Raw genomic sequence first — 14062 nt, forward strand, 5'->3', positions numbered from 1 at the left:
TTAATGAAAATTTCAAACGAAACAAAAATTGGAGCACTTACGGTAATTTCCATTACTATACTTATTTTAGGATATAGTTTTTTAAAGGGTAACGATGTTTTTTCGGGATCAAATAAATTTTATGCAGTTTATAACAGCGTTGAAGGCTTAGGCGTATCAAAACCTGTGCTGGTTAATGGATTCCAGATTGGTAGGATCTCTAAAATGGAACTTCAACCAGATGGCCGCACCATCGTAGAATTTAAAATTGAAGAAAAATACGATGTGCCAAACAACACCCTTGCAAAGCTGGAAAGCACCGACCTGTTGGGCAGTAAAGCTATAGTTTTTGAACTGGGCAACAGTAAAATACTTGCCGAAAACAAAGACACCTTGAAGGCCGATATACAGGGAAGCCTGGCCGAAAGCCTGCAGCCAATTCAAAAAAAGGCCGAACAGTTAATGACAAAGCTAGATTCATCCCTGGCCGCTATCAACAAAATATTGAATCCAAACTTTCAAAAAAATGTTGACCGCAGCTTCATGAGTATTGCAAACTCATTGCAAACATTAGAAGGTGTTACCAAAAAGATCGATAATTTGGTGGGTACGCAAACAACCCACATTGATGCCATACTTTCAAATGCCGAAGTAGTATCTGCTAATTTAAAAACCAGCACGATACACGTAAACGGCATCACATCCAATTTTGAAAAGGTTAGTAATGATGTTGCCGCATCAAACATTAAAAACACACTGGATAACGCTAACAAAGCCATGGCCGATTTGCAGGCTGCTATTGCCAGGATAAATACCAACCAGGGTACACTTGGTTTGTTAATGAATGATGATAAGGTTTATAAAAACCTGGCTGATGCATCAAACAACCTGAATAACCTGTTCATTGACTTGAAAGCGCATCCAAAACGTTATGTAAGTTTCTCTGTTTTTGGTGGTAAAAAGGACTAAAAACAATATCGCGATATAAAATAAAAAGCTGAGCAGATAATATCTGCTCAGCTTTTTATTTTTCCGCTATAGGCTTTAGGTGCCTCTTGTACAAACAACTTTATAAAAGAAGGCTCTGGGACTTTGCAGGGTCAGGATTGTTAGCAAGAGTCAAGATTGCTTTTTTAATAAATCAGTGGCATAGCCACGGCTAATATTGTAACAACGGATTTTAATCCGTTGAAAAAGAAGCAGCACATAAAAAGAACCATAGGTTCGGCCCATATTCTCTGCTGTTAACTGTTATTTAGCATATAATCAATGGGAAATTCCGGTATCTACCTAAAAATGCACCGTGCCTATGGCACTCATTTTCATTTGGTTTATGAGCAACGGATTAAAATCCGTTGTTACAATATCTTCGAGCCAATGGCACTTTAAAAAAGATAATTAACCGGGCATTCAAATCAAATTACTCTTAGAGGCTGTCTAAAAATAAATAAATAGATTGTCATTGCCGTAAGGTACGAAGCAATCTCTACATAAGCAGATTGGCACTGTAGAGCCCCTCTGTACAGCTTAGAGATTGCTTCGTGCCTCGCAAGGACGTGTAGATATGTGCTTCATTAGAAGTATAAAACATTAATAAATCAAATCTAAACAGCTTCTTAGAGCCCGTTAAAGAATTACGTTTAATGTCCATCCACAAAACAGTTGAAAAGGGCGGATTAAAGTTTAATTTTTAGATTTTCCTGATTGTGCGAGAGCCGTTTCAGGTCTGTTATATATTAAATATTCTTCCTTCAATGGCCAGTTCGGTTTCGGGGAAAACGCTCTTAGCTTCATCAAGTAACTCATTCAGTGTTTTATACCGGGCAGAGAAGTGACCAATCACCAATCTTTTGGCATTTGTTTTTAATGCAACTTCACCGGCCTGTAATGCGGTAGTATGATGGGTATCATTTGCCCTATCCAACATATCATTTAAAAAAGTGGCCTCGTGGTATAGTAGTGTAGCGTTCGCTATCTGTTTAAAATATTGTTCACCGTACAAAGTATCTGAACAATAAGCATAAGATTTAGGCTCGTCAGAATCAATGGTCAGGTCCTCATTCTTATAAACCCTCCCGGATGGTGAAGTATAATCGGCACCTTTTTTTAGGGCAGTAAAATACGGCACCGGGATCTTTATTTCTTCTATTACCTCCTTACGCAGCTTCCGTAACCGTTTCTTCTCTCTGAAGACAAAACCGGTACAATCGATGCGGTGATTTAGCGGAATTGTTTCTACAACGATATCATTATTATCTACAATAACTTCGGCTTTTTGAGCATTGGTTTGTGTAAACACCAAAGGGAAATGCAAGGTAGTTTCTGAATATTTTAATTGCAGATCAATGATCTCCATTAAATGCGGAGGGCCAAAAAGATAAAGATTTTTTTTTCGTCCGTTTAGATGCATGGACGACAGTAGGCCTACCAGGCCCAGGTAATGGTCGCCATGCAGGTGGCTTATAAATATATAATCGATACGGCTTGCTTTGATATCAAAACGCAGCATTTGCTGTTGAGTACCTTCGCCGCAATCAACTAAGTACAAGTGCTCATTAATATTGAGCACTTGTGCTGAAGGATTTCTGTTAAAAATGGGAGTGGCCGAACTGCTTCCAAGTATTGTTAACTCAAATTTCATACCCGGGAAACAATCATTGGATTATCTTGATTCTTTTTTTAGTTCCTTTTCAATCTCTTCCATAAAAATAAGGTCGATGCCTTCTTCAGAAGTTGGAACTATAGTGAGTACGTTATCCAGTTGAGATATAGTTATTAAACGCGAAACAGCGTCATTTAAACCCGCGAGTATAAAAACGCCACTGGCGTTTTTACATAAACGATGACCTACCAACAAGCTGCTTAAGCCGGATGAATCCGCAAATTTTACTTGTGAAAGATCAAGAATTATATTTCTTTGTCCTTCCGTATTGATCAATATCAACTCGGATTTCAACTGAGGAGTTACTAATGAATTCAATTTTGATTCATTGAGTTTCACCAAAATGTATTTCTCGTGTTTATCGACAGCAAATTTCATTCTTCCTGGGATTATTAAGCTAAGATAAGATTATTTTACGTGGAAATAAAAATTACATATTATTAAGCGCGAGCTTTATAGCCCCTTCAACCCTGGCTAAAACATTCTCCGTATCCGATTTCATGAAGGCCTCGCCTGTAATTTGCTCGTATAGCTCAATGTACCGTTCAGATATAGACTCCACAATTTCCTCCGTCATGACAGGAACAACCTGCCCGTCTTTACCCTGAAAACCGTTTTCTATAAGCCACTTCCTTACAAACTCTTTTGAAAGTTGTTTTTGCGGCTCTCCTTTTTGCTGCCGCTCCTCATACCCTTCCTTGTAAAAATACCTGGAAGAATCGGGCGTGTGGATCTCATCAATCAGATAGATATCATCACCAATCTTACCAAATTCATATTTGGTATCAACCAGGATCAATCCTTGCTTCGCTGCTATTTCGGTTCCGCGTTTAAACAGCGCTTTGGTATAGGCTTCCAGCTTTTCATAATCATCTGCGGCTACAATATGCTGAGCCAGTATTTGCTCTTTTGAAATATCCTCATCATGCCCTACTGATGCTTTAGTGGTTGGGGTGATGATAGGCTCAGGAAGAATATCATTTTCCTTTAAGCCTTCGGGCAAGGCCTCTCCGCAAACTTGTCTGCGGCCAGCAGCATATTCGCGCGCGGCATGACCGGCCAAATATCCACGAATTACCATCTCTACCTTAAAAGGCTCGCAAATACGACCGATGGTAACACTTGGGTCTGGAACGGATATAACCCAATTGGGTACAATATCACTTGTTGCCTCTAAAAAACGGGCAGCTATCTGGTTAAGCACTTGTCCTTTATAAGGGATAGCTTCTGGCAGTACAACATCAAATGCCGATATCCTGTCAGATACCACCATAGCCAGGTACTTATTATCAATAGTATAAACATCCCGTACCTTGCCTTTATAGTAGCCGATTTGCCCGGGGAAATTAAAATGTGTTTCTTTTATTGCGTTCATTCTTTTAGTATCAAGTAGTTAGTATCAAGTAGCAAGTAGCAAGTACAGTAGCAAGTTATTAGTATCAAGTAGCAAGTATTAACTCTTACGATTAAAAATCTTGATACTTGATACTGGCTACTTGATACTAAATCAACTACTTGATACTACTCCACTATTGTATATCTCCGTAAGCTGCTAATATTTTACGTACCAGTTTATGGCGAACTACGTCTTCGCCGCTTAGGTATACTATTTCTATTCCACTTATATCCGTTAGTATGCGTAACGCGGTATGTAAGCCCGATTGTTGTTTTTTTGGTAAATCTATCTGGGTAACATCGCCGGTTACTATAAACTTAGCTGATGGCCCCATACGTGTCAGGAACATCTTGAGCTGCATATCGGTAGCATTTTGGGCTTCATCCAATATCACAAAACAATTATCAAGTGTACGGCCACGCATAAATGCCAATGGTGCTATTTCAATGGTACGGTTCTCCAGGTAAAACTTCAATTTCTCCGCCGGAATCATATCATCCAAGGCATCGTACAGCGGCCTTAAATACGGATCAATCTTTTCTTTAAGGTCGCCGGGTAAAAAGCCGAGGTTCTCCCCTGCCTCAACAGCCGGCCGGGTTAAAATAATTCGTTTTATCTCTTTGTTTTTTAGTGCGCGCACGGCTAAAGCTACCGCGGTATAGGTTTTACCGGTACCTGCGGGCCCAATGGCAAAAAGAATATCGCTCGTATTAATACTATCAACCATTTTGCGCTGATTGGCTGTACGGGCTTTCACCATTACGCCATTCGGGCCAAAAACAATTACCTCGCCACTGGCAAATTTATCGGCTACCTGGTCTGTAGATGGCCCGGTATTAACTTTTGATCCTAAAATACGTTCAAGATCGGTAATGTTCAGGTTCTCGAATTTTTCTACATGTTGCAACAGATGCGAGAATTTTTCCTGGAAAACATTTAGTTCGTGATCATCACCCAAAACTTTTATTTCATTGCCTCGTGCAACTAATTTAAGCTTGGGATATTGTTTCTTAATGATCTCAAAATGATCATTATTAGGCCCCCACAATACGGCTGGATTTACGTTTTCAATTGATAGCTTAAGTTCGTTCAATACTAATTGATTTTTTAGTTACAGATTTTTATGAATTAAAAATTGAATATTTGTAGCTTCAAATGCTATTACAAGATTAGCAATAAATATTATAAAATTAATGGCAATAATAACATTAACTACTGATTTGGGCGATAAGGACATTTATCAGGCTACTTTAAAAGGAAGCATCTATAAATTATTGCCTACAGTGAATATTGTTGATATTACCAACAGTGTAGCGGCATTTAACGTACAACAGGCTGCGTTTATATTAAAAAACAGTTTTTATTACTTCCCCGAGGATACTGTGCATCTTATTGGTATTGATACTGTTTATAGTGATCATACAAAGTACCTGGCAGTAAGGTACAAAAAACATTATTTTGTAGGGGCCGATAATGGAATTTTCTCGCTGATGTTTGATACCGACCCTGAAGAGATTGTGGAGATCAACATTATGCAGGATCTTAAATTCCTTCATTTTCCGCTGGCTGATATTTTTGTTAAGGCAGCGTGTCACCTCGCAAAAGGTGGAAAACTTAACGAGATTGGCATCCCTACACACGAAATTGAAAACAAAATGAACCTGCAGCCTGTTATCGAGAAAAACCTGATAAAAGGCGTGGTTATTTATATCGATTCGTTCCAAAATGTGATCACCAATATTACCAAGGAATTTTTTAATAATGTGCAACAAGGCCGGCGTTTTGTACTCAATTTTAAGCGGAACGAAACCATTAACCACCTCAGCTGGCATTATAATGAAGTCCCTATCGGTGAAAAATTATGCCTTTTTGGCATCAGCGATCATTTAGAAATTGCTATAAACAAAGGCAACGCGAGCGGTTTATTAGGTTTAAACCTTAATGACAAAGTGATCATTGAATTTCAGTAAAGTATAATATATGAAGAAACTAATACTGCTTGGCTTGCTGTGTTTTTTTGCGGTGGGCGATCTTTTAGCGCAATCTCAGTTTAATGCAGATTCAATTGCATACCAGCTTCAGCGCAAAAAAATCAATTCCATGCTGGCCGTACGTAAACAAAAATTTGGGCAGTACAGCCAAAGTTTAAGTCAGCATACTGGGATCTTTGGTTTGCAAACCAAAGATGATATCCGCCGGTCAAACAGTATTTTGATGGATATCGTAAAAACGGACGACAATATTTATAAAGAGCTAAAGATATTACTGGAGTACCGCGCTTTTCAACAAAGGCAGATTCAAAGCCACAGTAAAGAGGCAGAAACCATAAACCAGGGTTTTATAGCTACCATAAAAAAACTTAGCGCGCAAAATGCGCAGCTTAAAGCCGCTGCAGAGCAAAAGGGAACCTCAAACTTTATCTATATAACTATAATTGCGCTCATGCTTGCGTCAATTTTATATCTTATTTACAAAAAAAATAAAGTTTAGGTGTAATTTCGCGCTCGTAACTATAAAACTATAAATGGCAAGAGGACGACTGAACAGTGGCGCTAAGACCGAGACCGAATTACCTAAAGCAAAAATAAACAGGCAAAGCATCCAAAACATACGGAAACTGCTCACCTACATAAAACCTTACCGGGGTAAATTTATAGCCGGTATGCTATTCTTATTTATATCAAGCCTGGTTGGCCTCGCATTCCCCGCTATACTGGGTGCTTTGATTGATGCAGCACAGGGCAAATTTAAATACCCTTATTTACCGCACAGCTTAAATGCAATTGCCATTGCTGGCTTTATCATATTGTTTGGGCAGGCATTTATATCTTTTTTTAGAGTGGTATGGTTTGTACAGGTTGCCGAGCGCTCATTGGCCGATATCAGGCGGGATACCTATTTTAAACTGATCACCCTACCCATGAACTTTTTTGCCAACCGCCGTGTTGGTGAATTGAACAGCCGTATATCTGCGGATCTTTCACAAATACAGGATACCTTAACAACTACCATTGCTGAAATCATCAGGCAATTAGTGATCATGGTGGGCAGTGTTATTTTACTGGCAATAGTATCTATTAAATTGACCCTTGCCCTACTGGCTATCTTGCCATTCCTGGTAGCATTTGCTGTGTTTTTCGGAAAATTTATTCGCAAACTTTCTCGCCAGGCCCAGGACAAGCTCGCCGAATCAAACACCATTGTGGAGGAAACACTTCAGGGTATTGCTAATGTAAAGGCATTTGTAAATGAGGCGTATGAAGCCACGCGCTATGATAAAATTTTGCGAAATGTTGTTGATATAGCGGTTAAAGGGGCCAAATTCCGCGGAATTTTTGCCTCGTTTATTGTATTTTGTTTGTTTGGTACATTTGTGGGCGTTATATGGTATGGCTCGGTATTGGTTAGTCATGGCGAAATTCTGGTAGGTGATTTAACCACGTTTATCATGTACTCTATATTTGTGGGTGCAGCCATGGGTAGTTTCCCTGATCTTTATGCCAACCTGCAAAAGGCCGTAGGCGCAAGTGAGCGTGTGCTGGAGATATTGGCCGAACATGGCGAAGATATCTCTATGGTCGAAAACAACAACCAGGTTGATAAACTAATCAAAGGCGATCTGTCTTTTAACAATGTAGTGTTTGCCTACCCATCCAGGTCAGAGCTTACCATTTTAAAAGGCATTTCTTTTGATGCTTCTGCCGGGCAAAAAGTGGCTATTGTTGGGCCAAGCGGTTCGGGTAAATCAACCATGGCTTCGTTGATCCTCCAGTTTTATCATCCGCAAAACGGCACAATTTTATTTGATGGCCGGCCGGCAGCAGATTATTCTATTACCGATATCCGTAACCAGGTGGCCATTGTTCCGCAGGATGTATTGTTATTTGGCGGATCGATAATGGAAAACATCGCCTACGGAAGGCTCAATGCTTCAAAAGAAGATATTATACAGGCTGCCAAACGTGCAAACGCGCATCAGTTCATTACATCTTTTCCAGAAGGCTATGAAACCATTGTTGGCGAGCGTGGTGTAAAACTTTCTGGCGGCCAGCGCCAGCGTATTGCCATAGCGAGGGCATTATTAAAAAACCCATCAATATTGATTTTGGATGAGGCTACGTCATCATTAGATTCTGAATCAGAACGCCTGGTTCAGGAAGCTCTGGAAGAATTGATGAAAGACCGAACTTCCATTATCATTGCCCACCGCTTGTCAACCATCCGCGAAGCTGATAAAATCATTGTGCTGGAAAAAGGTGAGATCATCGAGAGCGGCAGCCACCAGGAACTAATTGGCAACGAGCAGGGACTTTACCGGTATTTAAGCCAGCTGCAATTTGAATCGCAGAGTAACTAATTCGTAATTATCTTTCACGAATTATCATTATTTAAATAAAAGTTCGGATATTAAACCGAAAACCCAAGAAGTTATTTAGAGGCTATGGTATATTGACCATTGCCCATCGACTTATAAAATGAAATTAACCATACACGGGGCAGCCCAACAGGTAACCGGAAGCATGCATTTGCTGGAGGTTGACCAATATAAAATATTAATAGATTGCGGGCTGGATTATGAGAAGGACCGCAGCATACAATCAAACGAGAACTTCCCTTTTCGCGCCGAAGAGATTGACGTTGTAATACTTACGCATGCACACATCGATCACTCCGGAAATTTGCCCACCCTGGTCAGGTTGGGATTTAACGGACAGATTCTCTGCACCCCTCCTACTGCCGATCTTACCGAATTGCTTTTACTTGATTCTGTAAGTATATTCATGAATAAGGCTAAAGGTAACCGGAAACGTGGTAAAGGGAAATTTAACTCCGGCAATGGCCAGCAACCCCTATACCTGCAAAAACACGTAATGGATACGGTTGATCGTTTTGTTACCATAGGCTTTAACCGCCCTTTCAGGATAAACGGCAATATCGAACTTACTTTTATCCCGGTTGGTCACCTCTTGGGTGCCGCGGCAGCAGTTTTAAAAGTGATCGAGAACGGCGAAGAAAAATCTATTGCCTTTACGGGCGATATTGGCAGGAAAAACTACCCGGTATTAAATGATCCGCAGGAATTACCTCCTGTTGATTTCCTGGTATCAGAATCAACCTATGGCGGTCGTTACCACACCAAAGGTAAATCGGTAGAGGAAACATTGATAGAGGTTATTGATAAAGCCTGCGTAAGAGAGCAAGGACGTTTAATTATCCCGGCATTTAGCATAGGGCGCACCCAATCATTAGTATACTCTTTAAACAAGATCTTCAGCGAAGGCTTGTTGCCCCAGGTTAAGGTTTTTGTTGATAGTCCTATGGCTACCATAGCAACCGGCATCTTCAGAAAATATCATAGCCTGGTAAACCAGGAAGCTCAGGATTTTTATAAGGATAAAGGCGATGAGTTTGAATTTGATAATCTTACCTACGTTGAAAACCTGAAAGATAGCCGGCAGATATCGAACTACTACGAACCCTGTATCATCATCTCATCAGCAGGGATGCTGGAAGGTGGCCGTATCCAGGATCACCTGTTTTATAATATCCAGAATTATTACTGTACGATCCTCTTCATCGGCTATTGCGCCAAAGGAACTTTAGGCCACCGTTTATTGCGCGGCGATCCCATTGTTCACATTAAAGACCGCGAACTGGCTGTTTACGCCACCATTAAACAAACAGATGTACTAAGCGCCCACGGCGATCACCAGGACCTGTTAGATAACGTAAAACAGCAGGATAAAGCCAAATTGAAGAATGTATTCCTGGTACACGGCGAAGGTGAAAGCATGAAACTACTGGCTAACTCATTGGAAGAAGAAGGATATACGGTTACGATACCAGAGAAGGATTTGACTTACAACCTCTAATACACTATATCATTGCTGTAAGTTTTACTATCCGGGGGATACTGAAAGGAAAATGACGTTTGAAAAGTTTGTCATCCTGAGTGATAAAATCCGGGAGACACTGAAGGAGAAATGACGTTAAAAAAGTTTGTCATCCTGAGGAACGAAGGATCTATTCGCAAACAGTACAGGGCGAAGAAGCACGGTGGAGAGTAGATCCTTCGTTCCTCAGGATGACAAAAGGGGTTTTAGCGAATACGTCATGGGTAGGTACGAAGCATCTATTTGCAGACTGTACAGGGCGAAAAAGTATAGCGAATAATAGATCCTTCACTGCGTTCAGGATGACAAAATTTTTTTAGAGATGCTTTTTTAACACAAATGGCACAAACTCTTTAGGAATTCGTGCCATTCGTTTTATTCGTAAAATTCGTACCCGATTTAATTCGTGAAATTCGAATCAATTCGTAGAATCCGTGCTAAAATTATTTCTTAAAGTGATCTATGATCAGATTAGCCAATTCAACACCTATTCTTTCCTGGGCCTCGTTGGTGGCAGCACCAATGTGAGGGGTTAAGGAAATTTTAGGGTGTTTCAGGATCTCTTCGCGAGGAGTTGGTTCGTTATCAAATACATCTAAAGCAGCAAATGAAACCTGGCCGCTGTTTAAAGCGTCGATCAAAGCAAGCTCGTCAATTAAACCACCACGTGAGATATTTACCAGGCCAACACCTTTTTTAGTTTGAGCCAATTCTTCGGCGCCAAAAAGAGCTTTGTCGATAAATGGAGTGTGCAGGGTAATAAAATCAGCGGTTTTGATGATCTCATCTAAGGTTGAAGTTTTAACAGCTACTTTTACTGTTGTACCACCACCTAAAACAATATCCAACTCAGGGTTAAAAGGGAACAAATCGTAAGCCAAAACTTCCATGCCTACGCCAATAGCTATTTTAGCTACTTCTTTGCCAATACGGCCAAAGCCAACAATCCCTAAAGTTTTACCACGCAATTCAATACCTTTTGCGTAAGCTTTTTTCAGATCGTTAAATTTGGTACCACCTTCAACAGGCATTTTACGGTTGCTATCTGGCAAAAATCTTACCGCGCCAAATAAGCTTGCAAAAACAAGTTCGGCTACTGATAATGATGAAGATGCAGGCGTGTTATAAACGCTAAGGCCTTTTTCCCTTGCGTATTCAACATCAATGTTATCCATACCAACACCACCACGACCGATTACCTTAAGATTAGGGCAAGCGTCAATTAATGCTTTACGCACTTTGGTAGCACTGCGCACGGTAATGGCATCGTACTCTTGTAATTTAACAGATAGTTCATCCTGTGGGATGTTATTAGTATCAACAAAGAAACCAGCTTCTTCTAAAAGTTGTTTCCCAATTGGGTCGATACCGTCATTAGCTAATATTTTGATCATCTTGTTAGTTCATTGGTTCATTAGTTCATTGGTTCATTGGTATGTTGCGTTAAATATTTAACAACCTGATGAACAAACGGAGAACTAATAAACGATTTAGAGTTAATTTATTTAGTTTAATAGTTCACCGGGCTTATTCATCAAGTCCTAATGAACTAATGAACCAGTGAACTAATGAACGACGTCTACTTATTTAATTCAGCAAACTCCTGCATTACGTCAATCAGCGCGTAAACACTGGTTATTGGCAATGCGTTATATATTGATGCCCTGAAACCACCAACACTTCTGTGGCCTTTAATACCAACTATGCCTCTTTCGTCGCATAGTTTAAGGAATGGTTTTTCCAGTTCTGGATTTTCCATTACAAAGGTAACGTTCATGTGTGAGCGGTCTTCAACAGCGCAAACAGGTTTAAATATCGGGTTGCGCTCAATTTCTTCATACAATACCCTTGCTTTGGTAATATTTTCCTGCTCAATAGCTTCAACACCACCTTTGGCCTTTAACCAGTTTAAAGTAAGCATAGAAACATAGATAGCAAATACCGGTGGAGTATTGTACATAGAACCACCTTCAATTTGAGTTTGGTAATTCAACATAGCCGGGATCTTACGATCAACTTTGCCCAGGATCTCATCCTTAACAATCACCAAAGTAACACCTGCAGGGCCCATATTTTTTTGAGCACCGGCATAAATCAAACCGAAATCGGCAACGTTGATTTTGCGGCTAAATATATCTGACGACATATCGCAAACAACCGGGATTGGTGATTTAGGAAACTCCTGTAACTGTGTACCATAAATGGTATTGTTTGATGTAATGTGGAAGTAAGCCGCATCAGCAGGAATTGTATAATCTTTAGGAATGTAAGTAAAGTTGCTTGCTTTTGATGACGCAACAATCTCCACTTCGCCAAAATATTTAGCTTCTTTTAAAGCTTTGTTTGCCCATACGCCTGTTTCCAGGTAAGCAGCTTTGCCGTTTGATGGCAGCAGGTTATAAGGAGCCATTGCAAATTGTGTACTTGCGCCGCCCTGTAAAAATAATACCGAATAACCTTCTGGTACACTGAATAATTCTTTTACCAATGCAACAGCTTCATCCAAAACTGCTTCAAATTCTTTTGATCTGTGAGAGATCTCCAGCAATGATAATCCTGTACCATTAAAATCAATAACAGCCTCTGAAGCTTGTTTTAAAACTTCGTGAGGTAAAATGCCTGGTCCGGCACCAAAATTATGTTTCATATAATTAACGAATTGTAGGTTCTGAATACTTGATTAGGAACTTTGTATTTAGTTGGGCCGAAGTTAATTAATTTGACAAAATATATAGAGATTATTTACATTTTTTGAAAAAATATACAATTAATCAACAAAAGCCTTTTTGATTGCAAATTTTAAATTAATCCTATTGGGTTAGTAGTAATTATTACAATTGTAATAACTTTTCGGGGTATTTAAGGTTTGATATAGCACCCAGCTGATTGGCCGAGTAGAACACAGAATTGCCTGCAACAAGCACATTTGCACCAGCATCTAACAATTTTGTTACATTATGCTCACCAACTCCGCCATCAACTTCTATCAGTAAACCTGGACTTTTCTTTTGGCTAAGTTGTTTTAAGTCGTTGAGTTTCTTGTAGGTATTATCAATAAATTTCTGTCCGCCAAAGCCTGGGTTTACAGACATGATAAGCACCATATCCAGGTCGGCGATGATATCCTCAAGCAATGCAACCGGAGTATGTGGGTTAAGGGCCACTCCTGCCCTGCAGCCAAGTTCTTTGATGGCTTGTATAGTACGGTGCAAATGTGGGCATGCTTCATAATGAACGGTCATACCATCCGCGCCGGCATCCTTAAACGCTTTTAAATAACGGTCGGGATCAACAATCATTAAATGTACATCCAGCGGTTTGGTGGCGTGCTTTTTAGTGGCTGCAACAACCGGGAAACCAAAGGAGATGTTTGGCACAAACATGCCATCCATAACATCAACGTGCACCCAATCGGCATCGCTTTTATTGATCATTTCAATATCACGTTGCAAGTTGGCAAAATCGGCAGCTAAAATTGATGGTGCTATCAGGTGGTTCATATGCAAATATATAAAACCCAAGGTCGGCAAAAAGTAATTATTTGTAAAGTTTTTGGCAGCCCGTCCGCCTCAACTTGTTTCAGGATCACACAGGGCAAGTGATCAGCATGAATATACCCTGCAAGAGGGATGCCGAAATAAATTGAACTATTAAATTTGATGGAGAATTTTAAAAAAGGAACAATTACAACAGCTGCACATCTGAAATCTGAAATCTGCACATCTTAAATCTAAAATCTGCACATCTGCCACTTAATCGCAATTAAGCAACAAATCATAGTACTTTTTCATCAGTACCGTATCGTAATTAACTAAGGAGCCATAAGCCTCTGCTACCAGCTCATTCAAAATTGACGAGCCAAGCTGACCACCTCCATTGGGAATGGAATCGTAGTACAGTATTAATTCTTTAACGCGGATGATCTCATATAATAATTGCTGGACCAGATCGGTATGTGCACCTGACTGCTTTCCATGCGGATTATTGTTGAGAAAATCTAAAGGATCGTTAGTAGCAGGAGTCATGTTTTTTACAAGCAGGATCGAACTTTAAGGTTTTATCAACTATTTATTAACTGATATAAAGTTTAAATAAATGCCTTTTGTTTTAATTTATTTAAAAAAAGTGTAA

At 39.8% G+C, this 14062-nt stretch carries 13 protein-coding genes; 5 read left to right on the forward strand and 8 right to left on the reverse strand.

Annotated elements, in window-relative coordinates; translation table 11 throughout:
• The first annotated feature begins 3 nt into the window (after positions 1–3).
• Complete coding sequence (locus AC1D0K_RS03945) at positions 4–948, forward strand: MlaD family protein (RefSeq protein ID WP_295715348.1); 945 nt, start codon at positions 4–6, stop codon at positions 946–948.
• A 760-nt stretch (positions 949–1708) separates the two neighbouring features.
• Here the strand turns inward: AC1D0K_RS03945 and AC1D0K_RS03950 are convergent.
• The 4 genes from AC1D0K_RS03950 to AC1D0K_RS03965 all read right to left on the reverse strand — a co-directional run bounded on the left by AC1D0K_RS03950 (position 1709) and on the right by AC1D0K_RS03965 (position 5130).
• Complete coding sequence (locus AC1D0K_RS03950; RefSeq protein WP_477442475.1) at positions 1709–2620, reverse strand: ribonuclease Z; 912 nt, start codon at positions 2618–2620, stop codon at positions 1709–1711.
• Between the two features lie 21 nt (positions 2621–2641).
• The gene (locus AC1D0K_RS03955) at positions 2642–3019 is read right to left on the reverse strand and encodes an STAS domain-containing protein (protein WP_295715351.1); all 378 of its coding nucleotides are present in this window, start codon (positions 3017–3019) and stop codon (positions 2642–2644) included.
• 52 nt (positions 3020–3071) lie between these two features.
• The gene (locus tag AC1D0K_RS03960; RefSeq protein WP_477399396.1) at positions 3072–4016 is read right to left on the reverse strand and encodes a phosphoribosylaminoimidazolesuccinocarboxamide synthase; all 945 of its coding nucleotides are present in this window, start codon (positions 4014–4016) and stop codon (positions 3072–3074) included.
• A gap of 154 nt (positions 4017–4170) precedes the next feature.
• Positions 4171–5130 carry a PhoH family protein gene (locus AC1D0K_RS03965; RefSeq protein WP_295715355.1) on the reverse strand — a complete coding sequence of 320 codons (960 nt, stop codon included), beginning with the start codon at positions 5128–5130 and terminating at the stop codon, positions 4171–4173.
• 100 nt (positions 5131–5230) lie between these two features.
• On the opposite strand from AC1D0K_RS03965, the gene AC1D0K_RS03970 reads away from it, so the two are divergent.
• From AC1D0K_RS03970 to AC1D0K_RS03985, 4 genes are all read left to right on the forward strand, one after another.
• A complete protein-coding gene (locus tag AC1D0K_RS03970; protein WP_295715357.1) occupies positions 5231–6007 on the forward strand; it encodes an SAM hydrolase/SAM-dependent halogenase family protein in 777 nt (258 codons plus the stop codon).
• 10 nt (positions 6008–6017) lie between these two features.
• Positions 6018–6527: a hypothetical protein gene (locus AC1D0K_RS03975; RefSeq protein ID WP_295715359.1), complete on the forward strand. Its 510-nt coding sequence runs from the start codon at positions 6018–6020 to the stop codon at positions 6525–6527.
• Between the two features lie 34 nt (positions 6528–6561).
• Complete coding sequence (locus AC1D0K_RS03980) at positions 6562–8394, forward strand: ABC transporter ATP-binding protein (protein ID WP_477399394.1); 1833 nt, start codon at positions 6562–6564, stop codon at positions 8392–8394.
• A 118-nt stretch (positions 8395–8512) separates the two neighbouring features.
• Positions 8513–9910, forward strand: a complete 1398-nt coding sequence (locus AC1D0K_RS03985; protein WP_477442477.1) for an MBL fold metallo-hydrolase — start codon at positions 8513–8515, stop codon at positions 9908–9910.
• A 464-nt stretch (positions 9911–10374) separates the two neighbouring features.
• Here the strand turns inward: AC1D0K_RS03985 and AC1D0K_RS03990 are convergent, their stop codons facing one another.
• The 4 genes from AC1D0K_RS03990 to AC1D0K_RS04005 all read right to left on the reverse strand — a co-directional run bounded on the left by AC1D0K_RS03990 (position 10375) and on the right by AC1D0K_RS04005 (position 13956).
• A complete protein-coding gene (locus AC1D0K_RS03990; protein ID WP_477394714.1) occupies positions 10375–11325 on the reverse strand; it encodes a D-2-hydroxyacid dehydrogenase in 951 nt (316 codons plus the stop codon).
• A 185-nt stretch (positions 11326–11510) separates the two neighbouring features.
• On the reverse strand, positions 11511–12578 hold the full coding sequence (gene serC / locus AC1D0K_RS03995; RefSeq protein WP_295715367.1) for a 3-phosphoserine/phosphohydroxythreonine transaminase: 1068 nt from the start codon (positions 12576–12578) through the stop codon (positions 11511–11513).
• A gap of 184 nt (positions 12579–12762) precedes the next feature.
• Positions 12763–13431: a ribulose-phosphate 3-epimerase gene (rpe, locus tag AC1D0K_RS04000; protein WP_477394716.1), complete on the reverse strand. Its 669-nt coding sequence runs from the start codon at positions 13429–13431 to the stop codon at positions 12763–12765.
• Positions 13432–13683: 252 nt separating this feature from the next.
• Entirely contained in the window at positions 13684–13956 is a 273-nt protein-coding gene (locus tag AC1D0K_RS04005) for a hypothetical protein (protein ID WP_295715371.1), read from the reverse strand.
• Positions 13957–14062 lie beyond the last annotated feature (106 nt).

Source organism: Mucilaginibacter sp. P1_A3 (assembly GCF_056406855.1).

Excerpts from the sequence above, each read along its gene's own strand:
- AC1D0K_RS03945 (WP_295715348.1), top strand. The coding sequence starts at position 4 with ATGAAAATTTCAAACGAAACAAAAATTGGAGCACTTACGGTAATTTCC.
- AC1D0K_RS03950 (WP_477442475.1), bottom strand. The coding sequence starts at position 2,620 with ATGAAATTTGAGTTAACAATACTTGGAAGCAGTTCGGCCACTCCCATT.
- AC1D0K_RS03955 (WP_295715351.1), bottom strand. The coding sequence starts at position 3,019 with ATGAAATTTGCTGTCGATAAACACGAGAAATACATTTTGGTGAAACTC.
- AC1D0K_RS03960 (WP_477399396.1), bottom strand. The coding sequence starts at position 4,016 with ATGAACGCAATAAAAGAAACACATTTTAATTTCCCCGGGCAAATCGGC.
- AC1D0K_RS03970 (WP_295715357.1), top strand. The coding sequence starts at position 5,231 with ATGGCAATAATAACATTAACTACTGATTTGGGCGATAAGGACATTTAT.
- AC1D0K_RS03975 (WP_295715359.1), top strand. The coding sequence starts at position 6,018 with ATGAAGAAACTAATACTGCTTGGCTTGCTGTGTTTTTTTGCGGTGGGC.
- AC1D0K_RS03980 (WP_477399394.1), top strand. The coding sequence starts at position 6,562 with ATGGCAAGAGGACGACTGAACAGTGGCGCTAAGACCGAGACCGAATTA.
- AC1D0K_RS03985 (WP_477442477.1), top strand. The coding sequence starts at position 8,513 with ATGAAATTAACCATACACGGGGCAGCCCAACAGGTAACCGGAAGCATG.
- AC1D0K_RS03990 (WP_477394714.1), bottom strand. The coding sequence starts at position 11,325 with ATGATCAAAATATTAGCTAATGACGGTATCGACCCAATTGGGAAACAA.
- serC (WP_295715367.1), bottom strand. The coding sequence starts at position 12,578 with ATGAAACATAATTTTGGTGCCGGACCAGGCATTTTACCTCACGAAGTT.
- rpe (WP_477394716.1), bottom strand. The coding sequence starts at position 13,431 with ATGAACCACCTGATAGCACCATCAATTTTAGCTGCCGATTTTGCCAAC.
- AC1D0K_RS04005 (WP_295715371.1), bottom strand. The coding sequence starts at position 13,956 with ATGACTCCTGCTACTAACGATCCTTTAGATTTTCTCAACAATAATCCG.